This is a genomic window from Micromonospora inaquosa (assembly GCF_003857055.1).
Taxonomy (GTDB): Bacteria; Actinomycetota; Actinomycetes; order Mycobacteriales; family Micromonosporaceae; genus Micromonospora; species Micromonospora inaquosa.
Window position 1 is genome coordinate 1 of record NZ_QGSZ01000350.1, and the last position, 25,079, is coordinate 25,079.

The following is a 25,079-nucleotide window of genomic DNA, read 5'->3' on the forward strand; positions in this document are numbered from 1 at the left end:
GCCCAGCCCTCCTGTGTGATCAGCAGCACCACGGTCCGCTTGATCGACTCGGCTTTCGTGAAATCGGGGTATCCCAGCGCGCGCGACACCGCGATATCAAGAAAGCCGAGTCGATCAAGCGCCGGCGCGAGTGCGGACGGCCCGCGCATCGCGGCAACCTGGCGGGCGCGACGCACGACCGGGCGACGTCAGTCGCGACGCACGACGGGGCCGGCGTCAGTCGCGACGGACGACGGCACGGCGGGGCCGACGTCAGTCGCGACGGGCGACGGCACGGTGTCAGTGGGCGCGACGCACGACGGGGCGACGTCAGTGGTCGCGGCGCCCCTGCGGACGGTGCTGCGCCACGCTGCCCTGGATCGCCTCCCACACGCTGCGTCCGGCCTGTCGCAGCGTCTCCCCCGCCTGCTCGGCGAGTTGAGCCGCACCCTGCGCCGCGCTCTGGGCCGCCGCCTGCGCCGCGCCTGGCAGGCCACCGTCGCCATCCCCGGACGGGCTCGGACCGGTCCCAGCCGACTGATCGGGCTTGCTGCGGGTGTCCCCGGCCGCCGACCCTGCCGGCCCTTCGGGGCGTTGCGGACCCCGGCCCGTCCCGGCCGGCTGCTGGCCCTCCGGATGCGCCTGGTCGGCTGACCCGGGGCCGCCAGCGAGCGGGCCGGGTCCTCCGGCACTCGGTTCCGACCCGACCGCACCTGCCCCGGACCGACCCGCCTCCGGCCGACCCGCCTCCGGCCGATCAGGGTCAGGCCGGTTAGAGCCAGGCCCACCAGAGCCAGGCCGACCCGGACCGGGCCGATCACGGTCGACCGACGGTCCGGCTGCTCCGGCCTGCCGGCCCGGCTCGTCGCGTACGCCGTCTGAGCGCCGACTCGACGCCTTGATCTCCGCGGTACCTGAGGCGAGCTGCTGGGTGCTGCGCTCCACCTCGTCGATGGCCGTGCCTGCGAGGGCCTCGATGATGTGTGGGTTGTTGTCGAGCGTGTCGAGCGCTCGTCCCAGGATTCTGGTGAGCTGCTCCAGCCGGACCCGCAGTTGCGCTTCGGCGTTCACCCCGTTGACGTTTAACTCGCCGCCGTTGAGGTGCACCCGTACGCCGGCGTCGACCTGGAGCAGGTTGGCTACCCGGGCGCGCAGCGACAGGTCGGCCTCCAGGCCGTCGACGGCCAGCCGGATGGAGTCGACGGAGACCTTCGGAATGTCGAGCAGGACGTCCGGGTTCCCGCTGTCGATGTCCCGGTCCGGTTCCCGCTGCTGCCCGCTCTCGCTCATGTTCTCCCGCCCCGCCTGCACCGACTCGGTCGTCCGAGCCGTTCGGCGCGGTTACCCGCTTTCCGGTGAGGCATCCCGTCCGTGACGACCCGGCGACCCTCTGTCTGGAACCGGGCACCTCACGAAGCTGCACACCCGGGCATCAGCCGGTATGGTCCGGGCCTATGGGACAGGAATTGACTGATCCGGCCGACATCCGGCAGGACGTCGACCAGTTCTCTCTCCGGTGCGGTCTTCTCGTCCCGGGTTCCGCCGAGCACGCGTTCGCGGTCTTCACCGCGGAGCTGACCGACTGGTGGGTCACCGAGTACACCTGGTCCGGCCCGGATGCGTTGGCCGAGCTGGGCATGGAGCCGCGGGCCGGTGGCATGCTCTACGAGTTGGGCCCGTACGGTTTCCGCGCCGACTGGGGCCGCGTGCTCACCTGGGATCCGCCTCGTCGGCTGGTCTTCGTCTGGCAGATCGGCCCCGACCGGGCACCGGTGCCGGACCCGGCCCGCGCGAGCGAGGTCGAGGTGCTGTTCCATTCCGAGGGGCCGGAACGCACCCGGGTCGAGTTGGAGCATCGGCATTTCGACCGGCACGGCGAGGCCGCCGAGGGTTACCGCAAGGCGCTCACCGCCGGCTGGCACGAGTTGCTCACCCGCTACGTCGCCGCGGTGTCGCGCCACCGCCCCACCACGACAGCCTGAGGCCTCACCGGCTGAGCTGCCGATCGACGGCCGCGCCGCCGAGGTCCCGACCACCAAGATTCGCGCGTTGGCCGGCTTCGGCCCCCGAGCCGAAGCCGGTGCCGCCCAACCGGCGCGGCGGTGCGGTACGCAGCCGTGGGTACTCCTCGGTGAGCCGTCGCTGGACCCGGTCGGACCGGTCGGCCAGCACCAGCGCCATCGACGGAGTGCCCGACTCGCTGGCCGCCGCCGACTCGGCGGCCCAGAGTCGGCCGCCCACCACCTCGGCGAATCCGGCCAGCCAGGAGCGACGGAAGGCCGCCGGGTGGTCGTCCGCGGGCACCTTGGTGGCGGCCAGGCCGTGCGCCGCCTGCACGAGCAGTGAGGTGAAGAGCAGATCGACCCGTTCCAGGTCGCTGGCGAAGCCGAAGAGGTGCATGGCGAACCCGTTGCCCTGCCTGCGGCGTACGCACCGGCAGCGCAGGGGCTCGGCCACCGCGGCGAGTAGGCCGACCTTGTCGCGGGCGTACGGGGCGACGATGTCGAGCACCCGATCGCCGACCGGGTCGGTGGTCGGGTCCTTGGCGGCGAGCAGTGCCCGGTCCACGCCGTAGCGGGCGATCAGTTCGGTCGCCTTGGCGGTGAACGCGGCCGACTCAGCGGGCGTGCAGGCCGGATCCTCGGCCTGGGCCAGCAGCTTGCGCACCTTGCTGAGCATGGCTTCGGACATGCCTACAGAGCTACCACACGGCCCGGACATGATCGGGGCCACGCCGGCATCGATCGATACGTATCATCGTCACGATCAGATGATCAGTCTTGTACGGACGGTCAGTTAACTGTTTCCGGAGGAACGGATGCCATCCCCGACCGCTCGCCTGCTCGCCGTCGCCACGGCCACCGCACTGCTCACCGCCGGCACGCCCGCCCAGGCGGAGCCGACGACACCGACCACACCGGTCAGCTCCGGGTCGAACGCGTTCGCCCCACTCGCCACCTGTTACGGCGGGGCGGTCCGGTCGTACTTCGAGACCGGCCGCTACGGCGGCTCAGCCGGCCAGTACCGCACCACGACGCGCTGTCGCGACATCAACGTCCGCAACGCGAGTGTGTACGCCACTGAAGCGTGCGTGATCTTCGTGGACAAGACGAGCGCCTGCAACTACTGGACCTACCTGCCGGCGAACTCGGGCTGGATCACGGTGGCGACCGACGTCAAGGACGGCGTCAACTTCCGGGTCCGCTTCGAGAACCTGCGGTACGAGTACGAGCCACTGATCGCGTACCACGCGTTCTGACTGACCGGCGCGGTCGCGGCGTCCGCCCCCCGACGGACGCCGCGAGCGGCCGGTACCTCACCCGGCGCGACTGCGCAGGGTGGCGATCGTCGAACCGGCGAGCGTGAGCAGGCAGTCGGGGAGCAGTCCATCCGCCGCCGCCGCGCCGAACAGGGCCTCGCCGGTCGGTTCGTCCCGATTCGCGTACGCGCTGACGAAGCGGGCCACCCAGCGGGTGTCGTACCCGGCCTGGTCGATCCCCGGGAAGTCGAGCGCCGCCCCGCTGGCCGCCGGCGCGTCACCGAGCATGGTCGCCGCCAGACACCAGGCGACCCCGTACGCGCCGCTCAGGCCGGCCCGGTCGACGACCGCGTCGAACGCTCCCACCACCGCGTCTCCATCGCCGGTCAGCGCCGAGCGGAGCACGGCCGCCGCGTCATCGAACGTCTGCTGTGGTAGGTCGGTCACTCAGCGCACAGTAGGACGGGTGGTCAAGCCCACCAGCAGCCGTCACTGTCCGTGTTCAATGCGAGCGACCTGCGCATTACGCCGCCTCCACGGTCCCGCCGCCGGCCTCGGCACGCTAATGTGCGCAGCGGACCTTCGCCGGAGGAAGGACGACCCATGTTCGTATCACGCCGCTCGCGGGTAGCCACACTGGCTGCCTGCGCGACGATCCTGCTCGCCACAAGCGCCTGCGGGGATGACAAGCCCGAGGAGGCAAGCGCCCAACAGGTGCGCCTCTACGGCACGGACGGCAACATGCTCAACACCTATCCTGCGGAGTTGAAGGAACGGGCGAGTCTCGTCGACGGGATGAAGGGCACCACGCCGCTCGTCCCGCTGCCAGACGACTTCAAGAACCGGCTACGGGCCGTCAGTCCGACGCTTTCGGACTACGTGTACTCCGCCGAGACGTACGACGCGGTGGTGATCGCCGTGCTCGCCGCCCAGTTGGCCGGGAGCACCGACCCAGCCGCCATCACCAAGCAGATCGTCGCCGTGACCAACGACGGGCAGCGCTGCGAGGACCCCGCCAGCTGTCTCGCGCTGGCCCGCAACGGGCAGGACATCGAATACCGCGGTGTATCGCTGACCCGGGCCGGATTCACCGACAAGGGTGAGCCGGCCACCGCGAGCTACGCCACGCTGACCTTCGACGGGCAGCAGATCAACGACGGAAAGACCGAGTTCGTCGGCGCGGGCATCGAGTCGGCGGCGAGCACCAAGACGCCGCCGAAGCCGAAGAAGCAGCGCGCGGGCGGCGACGCCGACCAGGAACCGCTGATCCTGGGCGGCCTGTTGCCGAAGACCGGTGACCTTTCGATCGCCTACCCGCCGATGGCCGCCGGCGCCGCGCTGGCGATCAAGGAGATCAACGCCGCTGGTGGCGCGCTGGGCAAGCCGGTGACGTGGCTCGACGGCGACGACGGCACCAACCCGGCGGTGGCCAAGGCGACGGTGGCCAAGCACGTGACGGACGGCGTCAGCGTGATCATCGGCGCGGGTGGTTCGGGCATCTCCCGGGCAGTGCTCCCCGACGTGGTGCAGGCCGGGAAGATCCTCTTCTCCCCGTCCAACACCGACAGCAGCCTGACCGACGTGGACGACCAGGGCCTCTACTTCCGCACCGCCCCGCCGGACAGCCTCCAGGGCCGGGCGCTGGCCGACGTGATCCTCCGCGACGGGTCACAGAAGATCGTCATCGTCGCCCGCAAGGACTCCTACGGCGAGGGCCTGCAGGGCACCGTCCGCGACGAGCTGGAGAAGGCCGGTATCGCCAACGACCGGCTCAAGCTGCTGACGTACGAGCCGCCGGCCGACGCGAAGGCGGCGCCGGTCGACTTCAGCAGCGGCGCGAAGGAGATCAAGGAATTCGGCGCGGACGCCGTACTGATCATCGGCTTCGGTGAGTCCGCCCAGGTGATCCGCGGCCTGGCCGACGCCGGGGTGCAGATAGGGCAGTAAGCAGGACCCCAGGCTCACGACGGCCGCACCGGCTTCCCGCCGGTGCGGCCGTTTCTGGTACGGGCGATCAGCGCGGCCGGCGGCGCTCCAGGAACTCGGTCATCCGGCGGTGCTTCTCGTCGTCCTCGAATAGCACCGCCTGGCTGACCAGGTCGAGATGCGGGTGCGCGGCGGCCGGCGCGTCCACGGCCAGCTTGGTCAGCCGCACCGCCAACGGTGAACCCAGGGCGATCTCGTCCAGCAACACGTGCGCCACCGTCAGCAGCTCGTCGGGCTCGTCCACCACCCGGTTCACCAGGCCGATCCGCAGCGCCTCGGTGGCGTCCACCCGCCGGCCGGTGAAGAGCAGCTCCTTGGCCCGACCCTCGCCGATCAACGCGGGCAGCCGGTGGGTCGCCCCCGCACCGGCCAGGATGCCCAGCCGCACCTCCGGCTGGCCGAAGACCGCCCGCGCCGTGCACACCCGCAGATCGCAGGCGTACGCCAGCTCCGCGCCACCGCCCAACGCCGGGCCGTCAACTGCCGCCACGGTCGGCATCGGCAGCGCCCGAATGCGGGCGAAGGCGGCCGAGTTGATCGCGGCGAGGGCATCGGTGCGACCGCGTTCGCGGAGTTGGCCGATGTCGGCGCCACCGGCGAAAATGCCGGCCGCCCCGCCGGTGAGCAACAGCAGGCGCGGACGGGCTTCCAACTCGGCGCAGACCTGGTGCAGCTCGGCGATCAGGTCGGCATCGATGGCGTTGCGCTTCTCCGGCCGGTCCAGGGTGACCACCAGCCGGTCCGGCCGCTCCTCGATCCGCAGCCCGCTCACTGCTTGACCCCGCCTTCCCAGCGGTAGAAGCCCTGCCCGGATTTCTTACCCAGCCGCCCCGCGGCGACCATCTCCAGCAGCAGCGGCGGCGGCGCGAAGCGGTCCCCGTACGCGGTCTGGAGGGTGCGGGCGATGTCCAGCCGCACGTCGAGGCCGACCAGGTCGGTGAGCTCCAGCGGCCCGATCGGATGCCGGTAGCCGAGCACCATCGCCTTGTCGATGTCCGTCGGGCTGGCCACCTCGTCGGCAACCATCCGGATCGCCTCCAGCCCGAGGGTGACCCCGAGGCGGGAGGTGGCGAAGCCGGGCAGGTCGCGTACGACGACGGGGTCCTTGCCCAGCCGGCCGGCGAGCGCGACGGCCGCGGCGGTGGTCTCGTCGGCGGTGGCCGGGCCGACCACGATCTCCAGCAGCGCCATCGCCCAGACCGGGTTGAAGAAGTGCAGGCCGATGAAGCGCTCGGGCGCGTCCAACTCGGCGGCCAGCGCGCCGATGGCGATGCTGGAGGTGTTGCTGCCCAGCAGCTCCGGGCGCAGCGTGGCGGCGTCCCGGAGCACCGCCCGCTTCAGCTCGAGGCGCTCCGGCACCGCCTCCACGATCACCTGGGGGGTGGGTGCCACCTCGGCGAGGGTTGGGCGCAGCGTCACCCGCTGCCGGTTCGCGGCGGCCTCGTCGGCGCTCAGCTTCCCGCGCTGCACCGCCCGTTCCCACAGCTCGGCGAGCCGGTTCAGCGCTGTCGCACCCCGCTCGGGGTCCACCTCGACCAACTCGACGGCGTGCCCGGCCCCGGCCGCCACGTACGCGATGCCAAGCCCCATCGTGCCGGCACCGACGACCACGAAACGATCGCTCATCACGCCTCCCTGCCTCGCCCGTCGACGCGCGGGGTCCCCGCCACGCCGGACCGGGTGTCCCGCCCGCTCCGCTCGCTCATGGTGCGACCCTAGACAGCGCTACGACCCGGCCCATGCGTGGGGGAGCGCCGGATCGGGTACTGACGGCCCGTCAACCGAGGGAAGGACCGATCGAGATGAGCCAGGCACCGGAGAGCGTCACCGACGGGGAGATCGTGGAGACCCGAGGCGACGAGCGGGTCGAGCTGCTGCGCGCCGACACCAACAACGACGGTCAGACCGACGTGTGGGTGGTGGACACCGATGGCGACGGCAAGGCCGACCTGTTCCAGTTCGACACCGACGGCGATGGCAAGGTGGACATCACCATGGTCGACATCGACGAGGACGGCACCCCGGACGAGGTGGTCGACGGCGACGGCGGTCTCCCGCCCGAGCAGCTCCCCCCGACCGTCCAGGTCTGAGACGTACGACGGCCCCTGCTTCCGCCCGGCGGAACGCGGGGGCCGCTCGCTCAGTCGATGAGGCGCAGGGTGGCCAGATAGTAGGGGGCGTCGCGGTCGTCCACATCGGTTAGCCGCCAGCCGGTGCCGTGCACCAGGCCGGCGAACTCGTCCGCCGAGCAGACCAGGTAGTCGAACCATTCGGTGCTCAACTCGCGGTAGCGCAGCCGCAGTCGCAGCTGGCCGCCGTGCCGGCCACGTCGGCGGTTGCGCTCGTGGTAGCCGGTGTGCAGCGGGTCGCGGGTGCCGTACGGGTCGGTGCCCTGCGCGATGATCTGTGCCCCGGGTCGGGCCAGCGCGGCGAGCGCGGCCAGGAACTCGGGAGCACGCTCCCGCCCCTCGAACAGCCCGAGGTTGTTGCCGAGCAGCAGGAACGTGTCGTACCGGGCACCGTCGGCGAGGTGCGTGTCGACGGTGCCGTGCACCAGCCGCCGGACGCCGCGACGCCGGCTCACCTCCAGCGCGCCGGCGGAGGTGTCCAGCCCGGTGACCGGTACGCCGCGCTCCTGGAGTTGCAGCGCGATGCGGCCGGCTCCGGTGCCGATGTCCAGCGTCTCGCCGTACGCGCGGTCCACCGCGCGGTGGTCGTACGGCTGCCACTGCGCCGGTCCGTCCAGGTAGTGCGCGGCCGGGGCACCGTTGATCAGACCGTCGTCCCGTTCGATGATCTCGATGACCGGTCGCGGTAGCCGACCACCGACCAAGGGTCGGGGGCCCACCCCGGTGGCCACGGCGAGTGTGTCCCGCAGCAGTTCGCCGATCACGTCACCGATTAGAGGCTCAACCGTCACGACGTTCACGCTATCTGGCCACTCAGCAGCCCACGCCGGCCGTATCCTGGCGGCGTGACCACGCTGGACCGGCTGTCGGCCGAGAAGTACATCCTGCTCACGACCTTCCGTAAGGACGGTCGGGCGGTGCCGACCCCGGTCTGGGCGGTGCGCGACGGCGACGCGTTGGCGGTCTGGACCCGGGCCGACTCGGGCAAGGTGAAGCGGATCCGCCACAACGGCGAGGTGACAGTGGCACCGTGCGACGTGCGGGGTCGGCCACACGGGGCGGAGGTGTCAGCTCACGCGACGATCTACGGGGGCGGTGACACCGGTCGGGTCCGCGACCTGCTCAAGCACAAGTACCGCCTGATCGGTCGGCTGAGCCTGCTGGGCAGCCGGTTGCGTCGCGGCGAGGGCGGCACGGTCGGCATCCGGGTGACGTTGGTCGAGCCGCGGCGCTGACCTGCGGTCGGCGTTGTGCTCGGCGGGGCATGGAAAGGGGCGGCGGATCGAGATCCACCGCCCCTGACGAAAAACTGTTGCCGGCTCAGTCGCCCTGCCGCTGCTGCGGGATCTGGCCCTGCAGCAGCGCCCTGACCTCCGACTCGCGGTACCGACGGTGGCCACCCAGGGTGCGGATGGCACTGAGCTTGCCAGCCTTGGCCCACCGGGTCACCGTCTTCGGGTCGACCCGGAACATCGACGCCACCTCGGCCGGCGTGAGTAGCGGCTCTGGTTCGTGCGTTCGCGATGCCATCGGTCACTCCTCCACATGTATAGACATCGGCCGGGGTCCCGCCGGCCGACGCGTCTCCCATGGTCCGGCTAGTCCCCGATGTCCGACATGGGCCGAACGGATGAAGGTCCCTAGACGGACGGATGAACCATGCCCGATTTTTACGACTTTTACACGGCAGAAACTACCTTATTCGGACTCATGATCACGGTTCGTGATGCGTCAACTACGAGCGCAACTCACCTTGGGAGCGCTCCTCGGGTGATATGCCCTAGTTGCACCGCTCCAGCAGCTGCACCGCGCGCCACCGTGCCACCAACTTGTCGTACGCGGCGGACGCCTCCTCGGCCTCGCCGCGCGACAGCCCCGCGAGGCCGCCGGCGACCAACTCGGGCGAGTCGTCCGCGGTGAGGGTCTCGTCGGAGAGCAGATCGACCAGACCGCCGTAGTCCAGCTCGACCACGGACCGCGGATGGAACTCCTCCAGCCAGCGGGCCGCCTCCTCCACCGCCTCGGTGATCGGCGCCTCGCCCACCGACTTGCGCAGCACCGACAGCGCCCGGGACGAGCGGCGTCGAGCCTTGGAAATCTCGGTGCGGTAGCGCAGCGCCCGCCGGCCCGGCTGGGTGACCAGGTCCCGCTCCGTCGGATCAAAGAGCACGAACCACCGCAGCGGTACGCCCCAGGTGGCGATCTGCTCGTGCACCCGGGGCACCCCGTGCTCCAGCACCCGGGCGCCACTGCGCCAGTCATCCACCACCGCCCTGGCCTGCCCGGCGAGCACCGGCGGCACGAAGGCGTCGGCGAGCACCGAGGGCACCCCGTCCCGGGCGCTGAGCGCGGCCTCGGCGACCCGGATGCGCAGGTTCCATGGGCAGACCAGCAGGCTGTCGTCCGTCTCCAGGACGTACGCCTCCTCCGGCAGATCGGGCAGCCGGGTCCAGCCCGCGCCCAGCGCCTCGATCACCGCCGTCCGCTGCCGACCGGGCCCCTCGACCGGGCCGACCGCGCGCCCCTCCGAGACGTAGCGGCGCCAGTAGCTCTGCCGGTCTCGGTCGAAGGCGGCCAACGGTTCGTACACGCGCAGGTAAGAAGCGAAGAGCGACGGCACCGCGCGATCCTCCCACGAACCACGCCGGTACGCGGTCAGCGGCCGGGGCACGCGCGCCGCACCGTGAGACGGCGGTGGCGTGTCGAGCGCCCGCACGGCGGCCGATACTAGGCTCGATCACACCGGCAGCATCCCCGCCGGGGTCCACCAGGTCCGCGTCCCACAAGGGCGCACACCATCGTAGGAGCCAACCATGGGCGTATTCGCCAGCACCGACGACCCGGTATCGACCGGTCACGAACAGGTCGTGTTCTGCCAGGACAAGCAGAGCGGCCTGAAGGCGATCATCGGGATCTACTCCACCGCGCTGGGCCCGGCGCTCGGCGGCACCCGCTTCTACCCGTACGCCAGCGAGGACGACGCCCTCGCCGACGTGCTGGACCTGTCCCGCGGGATGGCCTACAAGAACGCGCTCGCCGGGCTGGACCTGGGCGGCGGCAAGGCCGTCATCTGGGGTGACCCGGAGCAGATCAAGAGCGAGGCGCTGCTGCGCGCGTACGGCCGCTTCGTCGAGTCGCTGGGCGGCCGCTACTACACCGCCTGCGACGTCGGCACGTACGTGGCGGACATGGACGTCGTGGCCCGCGAGACCCGGTACGTGACCGGGCGCAGCGTGGAGCACGGCGGGGCCGGCGACTCGTCGATCCTCACCGCCTGGGGTGTCTTCCAGGGGATGCGGGCCGCGGCCGAGCACGTGTGGGGCACCCCGAGCCTGCGCGGCCGGCGGGTCGGCGTGGCCGGCCTGGGCAAGGTCGGCAAGTACCTCACCGGGCACCTGCTGGAGGATGGCGCCGAGGTGGTCGCCACCGACGTCAACCCGAAGGCGCTGACGTGGGTGCGCGCCAACCACCCGCAGGTCACCCTCGTCGACGACTCCAGCGCGTTGGTCGCCGCGGACCTCGACGTGTACGCGCCGTGCGCGCTGGGCGGCGCCCTGAACGACGACACCGTGCCCGCGTTGCGCGCCAAGGTGGTGACCGGGGCGGCGAACAACCAGCTCGCCCACCCGGGCATCGAGAAGCTGCTGGCCGACCGGGGCATCCTCTACACCCCGGACTACGTGGTCAACGCGGGCGGCGTCATCCAGGTCGCCGACGAGATCGAGGGCTTCAACTTCGAGCGGGCGAAGCTGCGGGCGACCCGGATCTACGACACCACCCGCGAGATCCTGAACCTGGCCGACGCGGAGGGCGTGCCACCGGCGGTGGCCGCCGACCGGCTGGCGGAGCGGCGGATGGCGGACGTCGGCCGACTGCGCGCGATCCACCTGCGCTGAGCGTTTCCCCGGGGGCGGATCGACGAGATCCGCTTCCGGGCCCCCCGTGCCGAGGTAGCTGGGTAAGCTGAGCGCGGGTCAATTTTGATGCGGTTTGTCCGGTGTCACGGGTGCTAACCGTTCCGCTCCTTACCCGGTACACTGGGTAACGGCCGGATCGACGCGACGCGCAGAGCCGGCTGACGGTAACCCGAGGTGCCGAACGGTGGCATCCCCATGTACCGTAAGAGCCACGAGAGATGCCTGACGTCATCGGGGCCCGCCTTCGGGCTGCCCCGCATTCTGTGCGAGGGGGTCGAGCCATGGGGCGCGGCCGTGCTAAGGCCAAGCAGACTAAGGTGGCGCGGGAGTTGAAGTACCACTCCCCGAACACCGACCTCACCGCCTTGCAGCGCGAACTGGCGGGTGCTGGTAAGTCTGAGCACCACTTCGACGACGACTCTAAAGAGTTCGTCGACGACGATGATGAGGATCACGCGGACGACGATCCGGATCCCTGGGTCCGTCCGACCCGCTGACCTCTCGACGCAGCTGAGCACGCGGTAACCCCCGCGTGCTCACGCACGTCCTGTGCAGGTGCAGTCGCCGACGATCAGGGGCCTGGCCCGACCGGAGCAATCCGGTCGCTCGACAGGCCCCTGACAACGGCTCCCCTCAGCGCGGGCGATTGTTCCAGTTGTAGAACGTCGGGATGTTCTCGAAGTGGTTCCAGGCGCAGACCGCGCTGGAGCCGTCTCCGCCCGACACCTCTGCGCGCAGCCGCCGTGCGTCCTCGGCCTCCTGAAGCAGCGCGACGAGCGCGGGCGCCGCGTCCCGCACCCGTTCGGTGACTCCGTCGTCCGCTTCGTGCTCAGGCCGCCGGTGACTGGTGGTCTCGGGCATGCTCCAACACTCCCTCCAATAGGCGGATCTTGCTGTTGCGGCAGTGCTCGGTCTCCGTACCGTCGAAACGCCCCAGCTCGAAGTAGCGATTGGCCGCATGGCCACCACCGCAGAAGCCGAAGTAGGGGCAGGACGCCCGACACGCCTCCACCCCGGTCAGGAACTCTTTCACCCACGGCGTAGCCGCCGCGTCGCCGAGGATCTGCGCCAACGGGGTCGTCAGCACGTTGCCGCTGCTGAAGTCGCCGTAGCGGGGGTCGGTGAAGCCCGCCAGTTCCGGGGAGAGCACGATCACCGAGCCGTCGTGACTGATCGTCGGGATCGGGTCCAGTTGACGGGGCAGCACCCCGTCCGCCGAGTTGTCCAGCACCGCCGCGGCGTAGCGCAACGACCACTCGATCTCGCGAAGGTGAATCCGGGGCTCCCGGCGCCACGCCCCGACCAGCTCCGCCCAGAACGCGGACACCGCCGACGGGTCATGGCGGTTGTCGCGGGTGTTGACGCCCTCGGTCTCCTCGATGTTGATGCCCAACACGTCGCAGCCCAACTCAAGGAAGTAGTCGTACAGCTCGGTGGCGAGCCCCGGCTCCGGGCGGGACACCACGGCCAGCGCGGAGAAGGGCAGACCACGCCGGCGCAGCGCCGCGATGCCGTGCAGGATCCGGTCGTACGCCGGCTGACCGCCCCGGTTGACCCGGTCGCCGTTGCGCGCCCGGGGCCCGTCGACGCTCACGCTCACCCGCATCTCGTGCCGGACGAAGAAATCGCACCAGTCGTCGTCGACGAGGGTGGCGTTGGTCTGCACGTGGTGCTCTACCTCGGGCCCGAACGGCGCGATCAGATCGGCCAGGTGCTCCCGACCGGCCGCCAACGGCTCGCCGCCATGCCACACCACCGAGAAGCGACCGTTCGCCGCCCAGGGGTTCACCGCGGCCGCGACCGCCTCGGCCACCGCCACCGGCATCCGCCGGTCGACAGCCCGAAACGGCAGGTAGCAGTACGCGCAGTCGAGGTTGCAGAGGGTGGTGGGCTGCATGACGACGTACGACGGGACGGCGGCCAAACCGCGCATCCCGCTGAACGACTGTCCCCGAGCAGCCATCGCCCTCCTCCGCCTAGCCTGAGGGTGCCCTTCAGGCTAGGCGGCATTGGCCACTCGGGTGAAGCCCTGATCAGGTGCCCGTACGATCACCGGAGGGTGATCATCCTCGGGTGTGCTGACCAACCATCTGCACGTTGCCGGTGCCCTCGATGATCTCGCCGGCCTGCCACGCCTCGACCCCACGGCCGGTCAGGGTGGCCAGCGCGCGGTCGGCGTCCTCGGCCGACACGATCGCGAACATGCCGACGCCCATGTTGAAGGTCGACTCCATGTCCTGGTCGTCGATCCGACCCTTCGTCTGGATCAGATCGAAGATCGGCTGCGGCTTCCAGGTGGACCGGTTCACCACAGCGTCGACGTGCTCGGGCAGCACCCGGACCAGGTTGCCGGGGATGCCGCCACCGGTGATGTGGGACAGCGCCCGCACCTCGGCCTCGGCGATCAGCTTGAGGCAGTCCTTGGCGTAGATCTTGGTCGGGGTGAGCAGTTCCTCACCGAGGGTCCGCTGCCGACCGAAGTCGTCGATCACGATGTCCAGCCGCATCCGGGCCGCGCCGAGCAGCACGTGCCGGACCAGCGAGTATCCGTTGGAGTGCAGGCCGGAGGAACGCATGGCGATCACCACGTCGCCCACCTCGACCCGCTCCGGGCTGAGGATGTCGGCTTCCTCGACCACGCCCACACCGGTCGCGGAGATGTCGTACTCGTCCGGGCGCAGGACGCCTGGGTGCTCGGCGGTCTCCCCGCCCAGCAGCGCGCAGCCGGCGTAGCGGCAGCCGTCGGCGATGCCCGCGCCGATCTCGGCGACCTTGTCCGGAACGACCTCACCGGTGGCGATGTAGTCGAGCAGGAACAGCGGCTCGGCGCCGCAGGCCACCAGGTCGTCGACGACCATCGCGACCAGGTCGATGCCGACCGTGTCGTGAATGTCCATCTGCTGGGCGATCACCAGCTTGGTGCCCACCCCGTCGGTGGACGACGCCAGGATCGGGCTCTTGTACTTCTTCGTGTCCAGGCGGAACAGGCCGGCGAAGCCGCCGAGGTCACCGAGCACCTCGGGACGACGGGTCTGCCGCACCTTCGACTTGAGCAGCTCCACCGCGCGGTCGCCCGCATCGATGGAGACGCCCGCGTCGGCGTACGAGACCGAGCGTTTGCGCGCTTGGCGGCCTGCGCCGCCCGTCCACGGCTGGCGGTCGCCACCGGCGCCGGTCGGGCTGCTTCCTGCGCCGCTGCGCTCGGACACGTGCGTCACGGTTCTCCCCTTTGGTTCTCGGTGCCGCCGGCGGTAGCCGGGCCGCGCCGGTTGGTGCTACGGGCGGTTTGCGGTAACGCCACCCGGAGTGGCGACGGACGAGCCGTTGGTGGGCAGGGCCTCCGGCGCCGAGTTGGCGACGCGTCGGCCCACTCCTTCGAGCACGTGCTTTCCGATCAGGTTGCCGGCCGGCAGCTCGATCGGGTACTCCCCATCGAAACACGCCCGACACAGCCGGGTCTTCGGCTGCTCGGTCGCGGCGATCAGGCCAGGAAGGGAAACGAAGCCCAGCGTGTCGGCGCCGATGGAGCGCCGGATGCCGTCGTTGTCCAACCCGTTGGCCAACAGCTCCGCCCGGGTGGCGAAGTCGATGCCGTAGAAGCACGGCCAGCTCACCGGCGGGGAGGAGATCCGGACGTGCACCTCCAGGGCCCCCGCCTCACGCAGCATCCGCACGATGGCGCGCTGGGTGTTGCCGCGCACGATCGAGTCGTCCACGACCACGAGCCGCTTGCCCCGGACGTTCTCCCGCAGCGGGTTGAGCTTCAACCTGACGCCCAGCTGACGCAGGGTCTGCGACGGCTGGATGAAGGTGCGCCCCACGTACGGGTTTTTCATCAGGCCGGCACCGTAGGTGATGCCGGACGCCTCCGCGTAGCCGATCGCGGCCGGGGTGCCCGACTCGGGCACCGGGATCACCAGGTCGGCCTCGACCGGGTGCTCCTTGGCCAACTGCCGACCGATCTGCACCCGCGCCGCGTGGATGTTGCGCCCGGCGATCGTGGCATCCGGGCGGGCGATGTAGACGTACTCGAAGAGGCAGCCCTTCGGCTCCGGCGCGGCGAACCGGGTGGAGCGCAGCCCGTTCTCGTCGATCGCGATCAGCTCGCCCGGCTCGACCTCACGCACCACGCTGGCACCGACGATGTCCAGCGCGGCCGTCTCGCTGGCGACCACCCAGCCGCGCTCCAGGCGGCCGAGCACCAACGGGCGGACGCCGTGCTGATCGCGGGCCGCATACAGGGTCGACTCGTCCATGAAGACGAAGCTGAACGCGCCGCGCAGCTGCGGCAGCACCTCCAGTGCGGCAGCCTCGACCGACAGATCGGGTCGGCTGGCGAGCAGCATCGTCACCAGGGAGGTGTCGTTGGTCGAACCATCCGCGACGAGGCCGCGCTCGGCGACCTCCTTCTCCAGCTCGGCGGTGTTGACCAGGTTGCCGTTGTGGGCCAACGCGATGGTCGTGCCGGAGGTGGTCGACCGGATCGTCGGCTGGGCATTTTCCCAGTTCGACGCGCCGGTGGTGGAGTATCGCGCGTGCCCGATCGCCAGGTGACCGCGCAGGCTCGCCAGGGTGGGCTCGTCGAAGACCTGCGCCACCAGGCCAAGGTCCTTGTAGACCACCACGCCCGAGCCATCGCTCACCGCGATGCCCGCCGCCTCCTGGCCGCGGTGCTGCAGGGCGTAGAGGCCGAAGTAGGTCAGATTGGCAACCTCTTCGCCGGGGGCCCAGACGCCGAAGACGCCACAGGCATCCTGGGGGCCAGGTCGTTGGGGGTCAAGGTCGTGGCTCAGCCGGCCGTCGCCTCGGGGCACCTACCGCTCCCTCATGCTGGGTCTGGACCGGGCCGGGCGGGGATCACGGGCGGATCCACACCCCTCTGCCGGGACCACTGGTCGTCGCCTGACAGTGTACGCGAATCGCCGTCAATACAGAAAGTCACGATCTCCGTGCTGAGCGTCACGCTGAGTGGGACATCGGGGCGACTAGAGGGGCAGATACGCCGAGAGGTCGGCGCGGTTGCCGCTCATCTGAACGCGACCGTCCGTGACCGCCTCCGCCCAGCCGAGCCTGCCGGTTGCCAGCTCCAACCAGGTGTTCGGGGCCATCTCGACCACGTTTGGTGGGTTTCCCCTGGTGTGTCGAGGCCCCGGAACGCACTGGATCGCCCCGTATGGTGGAACGCGCACCTCCACCGATCGGCCGGGGGCGCGCTCCGCGAGGACGGCCAACAACGACCGGACCGCCTCTCGGAACACCGGCCGTTCGGGTGTACGCCCCTCGTCGAGCGCCGACAAGGCGGCCATAACGGCAGTGGATTTACTGTGCGGAGAGGACACGACGGGACGATACGACCCGCTGGCCAGAGACACGACGCTGGCCCTGGGTCGCGCTCATGGAGTCGGACAAGGCATAGTTGCCGACGGCGTATTCGTACCGTGATGATCCCCGGCCCGGCGCCCCGCCGGTCAGAGGGAAGTCAGCCCGGAAGGCGGTGGACGTGTCAACACACCGACGTGCCTGGAAGCAGCGGGCCGGTGTGGTCGTAGCGCTGGTTGCCGGCGCTCTGCTCGCCGTCCCCGCCACACCAGCAATGGCCGCTCCTAACGTTACAGATGTTTCGGCCTCGCCGAGCAGCGTCGAGGCCGGCAAGACCACGAAGATCAGCTACCGACTCGCCTTCGAGGACGACGCGGGACCTGCCGACATCAGTTTCAGCTCGAGCAACTCGAAGCTGACCTGCGTTGACGGATGTTCTCGCGGCCGGGTGACATCGAGTGGCACTTTCGACGCCACCTTCAAGGCCGCGGATGACGCCACCAACGGCAGCGCCACGATCACCGTCAAGGCGACCGACGCCACCGGGGTCGTGAAGCAGAGCGAAGAGGCCTCGACCACTGTCACGTTGGTCGCCAAGGCGGCGCCGCCGCAGGTCCAGACCGTGCGTTCGATCTCCGGCAAGGTGATCTCGCAGGCGGACAGCAAGTCGGTCTCCAACGCGGTGGTCATGCTGCGCGACAGCACCGGCCGGCAGCTCGACACCACCAGCAACGGCAGCGGCGACTTCCGCTTCACCGGCACCACCGACAAGCCGATCGCACCGGGTCGGATCGATCTCGGCGCCAGCTTCGACAACGTGGTGGCCACCAAGACCATCAACGCCGCCGCCGGACAGGCCGTCACCGGGCAACGGATCAGCCTCGCGATCAAGGTCGAGGTGACGCCCAGCGCCACCCCGTCCGCCACCCCCGAGGCCACGCCCAGCGAGGAGGAGGCGATCGAGGAGGGCACCGAGGAGGAGCCCACCGAGGAAGCCAGCCAGGGCGCTCCGGCGAACGCCGCGAACAACGAGGACAGCGGCGGCATGGGCTCGTACCTCATCATCCTGCTCGGTGGTCTTCTGGTCGCCGCCGGTGTCGGCACGATCGTGCTGCTCTGGATGAAGCGCAAGGAGAACGGCGACGACGACGACGCTCCGGCGGCAGCCGGTGGCGGCGGTGTGGTGCCGCCTTCGCGGGGCGGGTTCCGCGGTGCCGACGACCACACCCGGGTGGTCGGAGGTCGTCCCGGCGGCGGGGCAGACCCGACCATGGTCGGCGGCGCGGCGCTGAGCGAGGCGCCGACGATGATGCACCGCCCGGTGGTCGACGACGTTCCGCCGGACCCGTACGGCGCGCCTGCGCAGGCGTACGGCGGCGCGGGTCAGCAGGGCTGGGGCGGCGCCGGCTACGGCGACGAGCCAGCGCCCGGCGGCTACGGCGCCGGCGGCTACGGCAACGCGCCCGCTTCGGGTGGCGGCTACGGCGCTCCGGCCGGCTCGGAGGGTGGATACGGCGCCGGTGCGGCCGGTGACGGTTACGGGGCAGGCTACGGCGGCGCGCCAGCCTCTGCTGGTGGCTACGGGAACGCCCCGGCCTCCGGCGGCGGCTACGGCAGTCGTGATTACGACGCCCCGGGTGGCACCGCCGCCTACCCGCCGGCTCCCGCTGGCGGAGCGGCCTACGGCGAGCGGTTCGACGAGCCGACCGGCCGGTACACCGGCGACAGCACCCAGTACCCGGCCCCGGCCGACCCGTACGCCACGGGCGTCTATCAGCCGGAGCAGGGGCAGGGGTACGGCGAGCCTGATCCCGCCCCGTACGGCGGTCGCGCTGCCGAGCCGACCGCGCCGTACGGCGGCCCGGAGCCCGGCGGATACGACCAGGGCGGCTACGGCCAGCCGGCCGGCGGATACGACCAGGGCGGCAACTACGGCCAGGAGCCTCCGGCGCAGCGCGGCGGCGGCTACGACGGCCGGGGCTACGACCAGGGCGGCTACGGCCAACCGGCCGGCGGGTACGACCAGGGCGGCAACTACGGCCAGGAGCCTCCGGCGCAGCGCGGCGGCGGCTACGACGACCAGGGCTACGACCAGGGCGGCTACGGCCAGCCCGCCGGGCGGAACCGACCGGACACCCCGCCGCCGACCGAGCGTGGCGGTCGCCGCCTCGACTGGCTGGACGACTGACCCCACCACAGCGCAGGAAAACGGCCACCCGGATCTCCGGGTGGCCGTTTCGCTGCAAGGTCCACTCGCGATCAGTGAAGTCGGGCCATCCCGCAGCCCTGGACACGGCGGATTCCTGAAAGTCGAGTTGACCACAGGGGCGCGCCGGTCAGGCGGGCCGATGCGGTCAGGCGGCGGAGAAGACCCCCTGGTGGAGCACCGGCACGACGTCCGACACGCCGACCCGGACGGCGACATCCACGTCCGCGGCGAACCCGGTCTCGGTCAACTCCCGCCCGGAGACGCTGCCACGCACGGCGGCGGGCACATCCGGGGTGCTCGCCAGCGCGGCGAGCGCCATGGCCGCCTCCACCGAGAGCCCACCCGGCACGCCGGAGAGGGCGTCCAGCACCGAGGCGGCACCAAGTTGGTCTTCCACCGATGGGCGCAGCGACCCGTCCGGCCACCGCTCCCCCGAGGCGATCACGCCGATCGGGGCGTTCACAGTGCCGTACCCCTGGCGGCGCAGCCAACGCCCCACCGCGCGTGCGTTGCGCAGGCACGCCGCGACCACCGGCACGCCGGTGGCGCTGGCGGCGGCGCTGATGGCGGAGCCGTTCGGGGAGGGCAGCACGAGGTCCGCCACTACGGGTGCGCTGCTCAGCGCGGCGGGCGAGAGCGACCACGGATGTTCCGGTGTCGTCTGCCGCCGCCCGACGGCAGCGGTCGCACCGACCCGGACGGCGTACTCGGCGGCCTGTTCACCCCAGGGGAACGGGTGCACCCGCATGCCCCGGGCGACCGCCACCTCAACGGCGGTGGTGAACGAGAGGACGTCCACCACCACCAGCGCCGCGCAGACCCGACCGAGCTCGGCCGCCCCGGTCAGCCCCCAGTCGAACCGGGCGCCGGATCCGGGTTGGCCGTATACAGCGGCCGTCAACGCCTCAGCGCTCGTCAGGCGACGGCTCGGTGACACCAGGGTCAGACTCGGACACCCCGCCGGGCTGCTCCGACCCGATCGGCTCCACCGCGCCGGTCTCCGGGGAAGGACCCGAAGAGGCGATCGGCTCGGAGACCACAGCCGCCGCGTCGACCGGCTCAGCCGGCGCGACCGGCAGCGGAACGGCCTCGACCGCACCCGCCACACCGGCGGCCGGCGCGGGCACCTCGACAGCCGCCGTACCCCCGAAGAGGCGCGGCAACGTCTCGGTGTGCGCGGCACGCAGCTCGTCCAGGCCGATCCGGAACTGGCCGTGCAACTCGAGCGCCCCACCGGACGGGTCCGTGACGCCGATCAGCTCGAACGGCACGCCCCGCTCGGCGCAGAGCGCCGCGAACGCCTTGTCGTGGCCGCGCGGCACCGAGACCAGCGCCCGCGTGGCGGACTCGCTGAACAGGTAGACGAACGGCATCGAACCCTCGGCGAACTGCTCCGGCACCGCGACCCGGGCACCGACCCCGCGACGCAGGCAGGACTCCACCAGGCTCTGGGCGAGGCCACCGTCGGAGAGGTCGTGGGCCGAGCTGAGGTGACCGACGCGGGCCGCCTCGGCCAGCAGCTCGGCGAGCGCCTTCTCCCGCGCGAGGTCGACCTGCGGCGGAATACCGCCGAGGTGCTCGTGCGTCACCCAGGCCCACTCCGAGCCGGACAGCTCCACGTTCGTCTCGCCGAGCAGGTAGAGCTGGTCGTTGTCGCCACCGGCGCGCGGCACGAAGCCCATCGGCACCCGGTCGGCGACGTTGTCCAGCACACCCAGCACGCCGACCACCGGGGTCGGGTGGATCGCCGCCGCGCCGGTCTGGTTGTAGAAGCTGACGTTGCCGCCGGTGACCGGGATGCCCAGCTCCACGCAGCCGTCCGCCAGGCCGCGCACGGCCTCGGCGAACTGCCACATCACGCCCGGGTCCTCCGGGGAGCCGAAGTTGAGGCAGTTGGTCACGGCGATCGGCTTCGCGCCGGTCACCGCCACGTTCCGGTACGCCTCGGCCAGGGCCAGCTTGGTGCCGTTGTACGGGTCGAGCCGGGCGTACCGGCCGTTGCCGTCCACCGACAGCGCGACGCCGAGACCGGTCCGCTCGTCGATCCGGATCACGCCGCCGTCCTCCGGCTGGGCGAGCACGGTGTTGCCCAGCACGTAGCGGTCGTACTGCTCGGTGACCCAGGTCTTGTCGGCCAGGTTGGGCGACGCGATCATGCGCAGCACGGTCTCCCGCAGCGCCTCCGGGTCGGCCGGGCGGGGCAGGGTCTCGGCCCGGTCGGCCTGGAGCAGGATCAGGTCGGCCGGCTCACGCATGGGCCGGGCGTAGACCGGGCCGTCGTCGACCAGCGAACCCGGCGGCACGTCGACGACCAGGTGGTCCTGCCAGGTGATCAGCAGTCGACCCGGGCTGCCGTCCGGCTCCGGTGCGGTGACCTCGCCGATCGCGGTGGCGAGGACGCCCCACTTCTCGCAGGTCTTGAGCACGGTCTCGAGCTTCTCCGGCTCGACGACCAGCAGCATCCGCTCCTGCGACTCGCTGGCCAGGATCTCGTGCGGGTCCATCGACGGTTCGCGCAGCGGCACCCGCTCCAGCCAGACCCGCATGCCGGTGCCGGCGGCGGCGGCCGTCTCGGTGAGCGCGCAGGTCAGGCCGGCGCCGCCGAGGTCCTGGATGCCGACGACCAGCTGGCCGTCGTACAGCTCGAGGCACGCCTCGATCAGCAGCTTCTCGGTGAACGGGTCACCGACCTGCACGGCGGGGCGGCGCGCCTCGCTGCCCTCGTCGAAGGTCGCGCTGGCCAGCACCGAGACGCCGCCGATGCCGTCGCGGCCGGTCTTGGCGCCCATCAGCACGACAACGTTGCCCGGGCCAGCGGCGGCCTTGTTCTGCAGCCGGCTGACCGGCAGCACACCCAGGCAGAGCGCGTTGAGCAGCGGGTTGCCCTGGTAGGAGGGGTCGAAGACCAACTCACCACCGATGTTGGGCAGACCCAGGCAGTTGCCGTAGCCGCCCACCCCGGCGACCACGCCGGTGAGCACCCGGGCGGTGTCCGGGTGGTCCGCGGCACCGAAGCGCAGCGGGTCCATCACGGCGACCGGGCGGGCGCCCATGGCGAGGATGTCCCGGACGATGCCGCCGACGCCGGTCGCCGCACCCTGGTACGGCTCGACGAAGCTCGGGTGGTTGTGCGACTCGACCTTGAAGGTCACCGCCAGCTCGTCGGAGACCTGCACGACACCGGCGTTCTCACCGATGCCGGCGAGCAGCCGGTCGCTGTGCACGGCCTTCTCGCCGAACTGGCGCAGGTGCACCTTGCTCGACTTGTAGGAGCAGTGCTCGCTCCACATGATCGAATACATGGCCAGCTCGGACTGCGTGGGCCGGCGGCCGAGGATCTGCCGGATCCGGTCGTACTCGTCGTCGCGCAGGCCCAGCTCGGTGTACGGCTGGAGCTCGCCCGGGGTGCCACCGGCACGCGGCACGGTGTCCACGCCCTCGGTCCAGTCGGCGGTGGCCGGCTGGGCGGCAGCGGACGGCTGCGCCGGGCTCGGCTCGGCCGACTGCGCCGGGGCGGAGTACGCCTCCGGGGTGTCCCGTACCGGGTCCGGGTGGGTGGTCATGACCTCTCCTCGCTGCGCTCGTGCCCGCCAGACCGGCGGTTGAGCTGACCGATGATCACGCTGGTGCCCCGACCAGGTGCTTCAGGACCGACGTGAAGAAGCCGAGACCGTCCAACGAAGGGCCGGTGAGCGCCTCCACCGCGTGCTCGGGGTGCGGCATGATGCCGACCACGTTGCCGGCGGTGTTGGTGATCGCGGCGATGTCGCGCTGGGAGCCGTTCGGGTTGCCGCCGACGTAGCGGGCGACCACCCGGCCCTCGGCTTCGAGCTGGTCCAGCGTCGCGGTGTCCGCGACGTAGCAGCCCTCGCCGTTCTTGACCGGAATGAGCACCTCCTGGCCGGGCTGGAACGCGTTGGTCCACGCGGTGCCGGCCGACTCGATGCGCAGGATCTGGTCCCGGTTGCGGAAGTGCAGGTGCTGGTTGCGGGTGAGCGCGCCGGGCAGCAGGTGCGCCTCGCAGAGGATCTGGAAGCCGTTGCAGATGCCGAGCACCGGCAGACCACCCTGGGCGGCGTCCACGATCGTCTCCATCACCGGGGCGAACCGGGCGATGGCGCCGCACCGCAGGTAGTCACCGTAGGAGAACCCGCCGGGCAGGACGACCGCGTCGACCCCGTGCAGCTCCGGGTCACCGTGCCAGAGTCGGACCGGCTCAGCGCCGGCGATCCGGACGGCCCGGGCCGCGTCCCCGTCGTCGAGCGAGCCGGGGAAGGTGACCACACCGACCCGGGCGGTCACGAGCGGGCATCCGCGGTCTCGTCGGCCTCGACCAGGCGGACGGTGAAGTCCTCGATGACCGGGTTGGCGAGCAGCTTGTCGGCAATTTCCCGAGCGCGGTCCAGGTCCGGTTCACCGGTGAACTCGATCTCGATCCGCCTGCCGATCCGGACCGAGGCGACGTCACCGACGCCGAGCCGGGGCAGCGCGTTTGCGACGGCCTGGCCCTGCGGATCGAGGATCTCGGGCTTGAGCATGACGTCGACGACGACGCGAGGCACTGGGCACTCCTGACTGTGTACGCAGTTGGGTGCCGACCCACAATGGGCGAGCGCAGCCAGCGTACCTGGCAGTTATCGCCACGGGCGCACCGGCCGGGTGCAGTTCAGGCAGTGGTCAACACTACCGACACCCAGGATGGCGCGTCGGGCGCGACAGGTGGCCTCAGCAGGACATATACGGCGCGACGGGTGGCCGAATCGTTACATTGACCAAATTCGATCACGCCCTTGATAACGACCGTGGCGGGCCCTACTGTACATCGACGTAAGTCGATTCAGGCGCTCGCGGGAATCCCGCTGCCGCCCCATCCGCACCCGGCGACCCCGGGCCCGCCCCGTCCAAGGAGTCCACCCGATGCGCATCCGCCCCCTGCTCGCCGTCCTCAGCACCGCGCTGGTCGGCGCCCTCGGCGTCACGTCCGCCGCGTCCGCCGCCCCGGCCGGCCCGCAACCGATCATCGGCGGCAGCACCGTCTCGTCCGCCCCCTGGGCCGCCGCGGTGCTCAGCAACGGCTCGTTCACCTGCTCCGGCAGCGTCATCGCCGCGCAGTGGGTGCTCACCGCCCGGCACTGCATCAACGGCACCATGTCGGTGCGCATCGGAAGCGTGAACCGCACCTCCGGCGGGGTCACCCGCACCGTCAGCGCCACCTACACCCGCTACGACCTCGCGCTCATGCGGCTCTCCAGCACCGTCAGCACCTCCACGGTGAGCCTGGCCAGCAGCAACCCGCCGATCAACTCGACGAACTCGATCTACGGCTGGGGCATGACCTGCTACAGCGGCTGCTCCGCGTCCACCCAGCTGAAGACCGCCACCGTCCGGGTGACCAGCAACAGCGTCACCGACGCCTACGGCGGCCAGGCGATCCGCAGCACCCGGATCAACGGCAACGCCTGGCGCGGTGACTCCGGCGGCCCGCAGTTCTACAACGGTCAGCAGGTCGGCGTCGCCTCCACCGCCGACGGATCGAGCATCCAGAACTACGGCAGCGTTGCGTACAACCGGGCCTGGATCACCTCGGTGGCCGGTGTCTGACGGTTAGCGCCCGGCGCGGCGCGGATGGTCGGCCACGCGCCGGCCGTCCGCGCCGCGCTGTTTTGCAGCATCCGATCAGGTGAACAATGCACACGATCGGGTCGCGTCACTCCTGACAGCATCGGAAACGTGCTGGTCGTGACGACAGAGCAACTGCCCGGCTACGAGATCCGCCAGATTCTCGGTGAGGTGGTGTCATCGATGGCCAGGACGCGCAACCCGTACCGCGAGGGCGTCAAGAACCTGCGCGGTGGCGCGTACGACCCGATGGCCCCGGACAACCTGACCCGGTGGCGCACCGACTCGGTGACCCGCCTCGGCGAGGAGGCCCTGCGGCTCGGCGCGAACGCGGTGATCGGCATGCGGTTCGACAGCCGGGACTGCGGCGAGATGTGGATGGAGATCTGCGCATACGGGACGGCAGTGGTCGCCGTACCCAAGATGCCCGAGGTCATGCCGGCCGACCAGCCGGCGGTCGCTGCGGAGACCGCGGAGGTCGCGGGCTTCACCGGATCTCCCGGTGGCATCGCCGAACCGGCCAGCGCACCCAACCTGAGAACCGCCGCCGAAACCCCAACTGGCGAATAACCCACGCCACCCCGCGCTCCCGCCCTGCCCCCCATGTTGATCAAGAGGTTTCGGTCACCAGGGAGATCAAAGATGACGCAAACCTCTTGATC

27 protein-coding genes are annotated in these 25,079 nt (G+C 71.0%); 10 read left to right on the forward strand and 17 right to left on the reverse strand.

All coding sequences use genetic code 11. The features are described 5' to 3' along the window. Positions 1–309 precede the first annotated feature (309 nt). Positions 310–1,269, reverse strand: coding sequence for a hypothetical protein (locus DLJ59_RS31955; protein WP_124777649.1), 960 nt, complete (start codon positions 1,267–1,269; stop codon positions 310–312). Between the two features lie 164 nt (positions 1,270–1,433). Here DLJ59_RS31955 and DLJ59_RS31960 point away from each other — a divergent pair, with 164 nt between their 5' ends. Next, the gene (locus DLJ59_RS31960; protein ID WP_124777651.1) at positions 1,434–1,961 is read left to right on the forward strand and encodes an SRPBCC family protein; all 528 of its coding nucleotides are present in this window, start codon (positions 1,434–1,436) and stop codon (positions 1,959–1,961) included. Positions 1,962–1,965: 4 nt separating this feature from the next. Here DLJ59_RS31960 and DLJ59_RS31965 read toward each other — a convergent pair whose 3' ends face one another. Next, positions 1,966–2,670 (reverse strand): DUF2786 domain-containing protein, encoded by a 705-nt coding sequence (locus tag DLJ59_RS31965; protein WP_124777653.1) that lies wholly within the window; start codon positions 2,668–2,670, stop codon positions 1,966–1,968. A gap of 127 nt (positions 2,671–2,797) precedes the next feature. Here DLJ59_RS31965 and DLJ59_RS31970 point away from each other — a divergent pair, with 127 nt between their 5' ends. Continuing rightward, the gene (locus DLJ59_RS31970) at positions 2,798–3,238 is read left to right on the forward strand and encodes a hypothetical protein (protein WP_124777655.1); all 441 of its coding nucleotides are present in this window, start codon (positions 2,798–2,800) and stop codon (positions 3,236–3,238) included. A 57-nt stretch (positions 3,239–3,295) separates the two neighbouring features. Here DLJ59_RS31970 and DLJ59_RS31975 read toward each other — a convergent pair whose 3' ends face one another. After that, complete coding sequence (locus tag DLJ59_RS31975; RefSeq protein WP_124777657.1) at positions 3,296–3,685, reverse strand: hypothetical protein; 390 nt, start codon at positions 3,683–3,685, stop codon at positions 3,296–3,298. A 156-nt stretch (positions 3,686–3,841) separates the two neighbouring features. Here DLJ59_RS31975 and DLJ59_RS31980 point away from each other — a divergent pair, with 156 nt between their 5' ends. Further along, a complete protein-coding gene (locus tag DLJ59_RS31980) occupies positions 3,842–5,185 on the forward strand; it encodes an ABC transporter substrate-binding protein (RefSeq protein WP_124777659.1) in 1,344 nt (447 codons plus the stop codon). A gap of 67 nt (positions 5,186–5,252) precedes the next feature. Here the strand turns inward: DLJ59_RS31980 and DLJ59_RS31985 are convergent, their stop codons facing one another. Then, positions 5,253–5,996: an enoyl-CoA hydratase/isomerase family protein gene (locus DLJ59_RS31985; protein WP_124777661.1), complete on the reverse strand. Its 744-nt coding sequence runs from the start codon at positions 5,994–5,996 to the stop codon at positions 5,253–5,255. After that, on the reverse strand, positions 5,993–6,850 hold the full coding sequence (locus DLJ59_RS31990; RefSeq protein ID WP_124777663.1) for a 3-hydroxyacyl-CoA dehydrogenase family protein: 858 nt from the start codon (positions 6,848–6,850) through the stop codon (positions 5,993–5,995). The genes DLJ59_RS31985 and DLJ59_RS31990 overlap by 4 nt, the downstream gene beginning before the upstream one ends. A 176-nt stretch (positions 6,851–7,026) precedes the next feature. Between DLJ59_RS31990 and DLJ59_RS31995 the strand changes: the two genes are divergently transcribed. Continuing rightward, positions 7,027–7,314: a hypothetical protein gene (locus DLJ59_RS31995; RefSeq protein ID WP_124777665.1), complete on the forward strand. Its 288-nt coding sequence runs from the start codon at positions 7,027–7,029 to the stop codon at positions 7,312–7,314. 50 nt (positions 7,315–7,364) lie between these two features. Here DLJ59_RS31995 and DLJ59_RS32000 read toward each other — a convergent pair whose 3' ends face one another. Then, positions 7,365–8,144 (reverse strand): class I SAM-dependent methyltransferase, encoded by a 780-nt coding sequence (locus tag DLJ59_RS32000; protein WP_124777667.1) that lies wholly within the window; start codon positions 8,142–8,144, stop codon positions 7,365–7,367. Positions 8,145–8,198: 54 nt separating this feature from the next. Between DLJ59_RS32000 and DLJ59_RS32005 the strand changes: the two genes are divergently transcribed. After that, on the forward strand, positions 8,199–8,588 hold the full coding sequence (locus tag DLJ59_RS32005) for a PPOX class F420-dependent oxidoreductase (RefSeq protein ID WP_124777669.1): 390 nt from the start codon (positions 8,199–8,201) through the stop codon (positions 8,586–8,588). An 85-nt stretch (positions 8,589–8,673) separates the two neighbouring features. Here DLJ59_RS32005 and DLJ59_RS32010 read toward each other — a convergent pair whose 3' ends face one another. Continuing rightward, entirely contained in the window at positions 8,674–8,883 is a 210-nt protein-coding gene (locus DLJ59_RS32010; protein ID WP_007073996.1) for a BldC family transcriptional regulator, read from the reverse strand. Positions 8,884–9,133: 250 nt separating this feature from the next. Continuing rightward, a complete protein-coding gene (locus DLJ59_RS32015; protein WP_124777695.1) occupies positions 9,134–9,973 on the reverse strand; it encodes a DUF8083 family protein in 840 nt (279 codons plus the stop codon). Positions 9,974–10,166: 193 nt separating this feature from the next. Between DLJ59_RS32015 and DLJ59_RS32020 the strand changes: the two genes are divergently transcribed. Together DLJ59_RS32020 and DLJ59_RS32025 are read left to right on the forward strand one after the other, a co-directional pair. Next, complete coding sequence (locus tag DLJ59_RS32020) at positions 10,167–11,249, forward strand: Leu/Phe/Val dehydrogenase (RefSeq protein WP_124777671.1); 1,083 nt, start codon at positions 10,167–10,169, stop codon at positions 11,247–11,249. 302 nt (positions 11,250–11,551) lie between these two features. Then, positions 11,552–11,767: a DUF3073 domain-containing protein gene (locus DLJ59_RS32025; protein WP_030332207.1), complete on the forward strand. Its 216-nt coding sequence runs from the start codon at positions 11,552–11,554 to the stop codon at positions 11,765–11,767. Positions 11,768–11,903: 136 nt separating this feature from the next. Here the strand turns inward: DLJ59_RS32025 and amcA are convergent, their stop codons facing one another. The 5 genes from amcA to DLJ59_RS32050 form a co-directional block, all read right to left on the reverse strand. After that, positions 11,904–12,131 carry a multiple cyclophane-containing RiPP AmcA gene (gene amcA / locus DLJ59_RS32030; protein ID WP_124777673.1) on the reverse strand — a complete coding sequence of 76 codons (228 nt, stop codon included), beginning with the start codon at positions 12,129–12,131 and terminating at the stop codon, positions 11,904–11,906. Continuing rightward, the gene (amcB, locus tag DLJ59_RS32035) at positions 12,100–13,203 is read right to left on the reverse strand and encodes a cyclophane-forming radical SAM peptide maturase AmcB (protein WP_341869666.1); all 1,104 of its coding nucleotides are present in this window, start codon (positions 13,201–13,203) and stop codon (positions 12,100–12,102) included. The genes amcA and amcB overlap by 32 nt, the downstream gene beginning before the upstream one ends. Positions 13,204–13,333: 130 nt before the next feature. Beyond that, on the reverse strand, positions 13,334–14,488 hold the full coding sequence (purM, locus tag DLJ59_RS32040; RefSeq protein WP_124777677.1) for a phosphoribosylformylglycinamidine cyclo-ligase: 1,155 nt from the start codon (positions 14,486–14,488) through the stop codon (positions 13,334–13,336). Positions 14,489–14,545: 57 nt separating this feature from the next. Beyond that, a complete protein-coding gene (gene purF, locus DLJ59_RS32045) occupies positions 14,546–16,084 on the reverse strand; it encodes an amidophosphoribosyltransferase (RefSeq protein ID WP_124777679.1) in 1,539 nt (512 codons plus the stop codon). 171 nt (positions 16,085–16,255) lie between these two features. Beyond that, positions 16,256–16,576, reverse strand: coding sequence for a sterol carrier family protein (locus DLJ59_RS32050; RefSeq protein ID WP_124777681.1), 321 nt, complete (start codon positions 16,574–16,576; stop codon positions 16,256–16,258). 194 nt (positions 16,577–16,770) lie between these two features. Here DLJ59_RS32050 and DLJ59_RS32055 point away from each other — a divergent pair, with 194 nt between their 5' ends. Next, entirely contained in the window at positions 16,771–18,777 is a 2,007-nt protein-coding gene (locus DLJ59_RS32055) for a carboxypeptidase-like regulatory domain-containing protein (RefSeq protein WP_244236335.1), read from the forward strand. A gap of 166 nt (positions 18,778–18,943) precedes the next feature. Here DLJ59_RS32055 and DLJ59_RS32060 read toward each other — a convergent pair whose 3' ends face one another. Genes DLJ59_RS32060 through purS form a run of 4 tightly spaced genes read right to left on the reverse strand, consistent with a single transcriptional unit; the run spans position 18,944 to position 23,360 of the window. Beyond that, positions 18,944–19,699: a 2-phosphosulfolactate phosphatase gene (locus tag DLJ59_RS32060; protein ID WP_124777685.1), complete on the reverse strand. Its 756-nt coding sequence runs from the start codon at positions 19,697–19,699 to the stop codon at positions 18,944–18,946. A 4-nt stretch (positions 19,700–19,703) separates the two neighbouring features. Beyond that, a complete protein-coding gene (gene purL / locus DLJ59_RS32065) occupies positions 19,704–22,361 on the reverse strand; it encodes a phosphoribosylformylglycinamidine synthase subunit PurL (protein WP_124777687.1) in 2,658 nt (885 codons plus the stop codon). Positions 22,362–22,416: 55 nt separating this feature from the next. Further along, entirely contained in the window at positions 22,417–23,100 is a 684-nt protein-coding gene (gene purQ / locus DLJ59_RS32070; RefSeq protein ID WP_124777689.1) for a phosphoribosylformylglycinamidine synthase subunit PurQ, read from the reverse strand. Beyond that, on the reverse strand, positions 23,097–23,360 hold the full coding sequence (purS, locus tag DLJ59_RS32075) for a phosphoribosylformylglycinamidine synthase subunit PurS (RefSeq protein WP_030491392.1): 264 nt from the start codon (positions 23,358–23,360) through the stop codon (positions 23,097–23,099). The genes purQ and purS overlap by 4 nt, the downstream gene beginning before the upstream one ends. A gap of 355 nt (positions 23,361–23,715) precedes the next feature. Here purS and DLJ59_RS32080 point away from each other — a divergent pair, with 355 nt between their 5' ends. Further along, positions 23,716–24,399, forward strand: a complete 684-nt coding sequence (locus DLJ59_RS32080; protein WP_124777691.1) for a S1 family peptidase — start codon at positions 23,716–23,718, stop codon at positions 24,397–24,399. 24 nt (positions 24,400–24,423) lie between these two features. Beyond that, positions 24,424–24,987 carry a YbjQ family protein gene (locus DLJ59_RS32085; protein WP_124777693.1) on the forward strand — a complete coding sequence of 188 codons (564 nt, stop codon included), beginning with the start codon at positions 24,424–24,426 and terminating at the stop codon, positions 24,985–24,987. Positions 24,988–25,079: the final 92 nt, after the last annotated feature.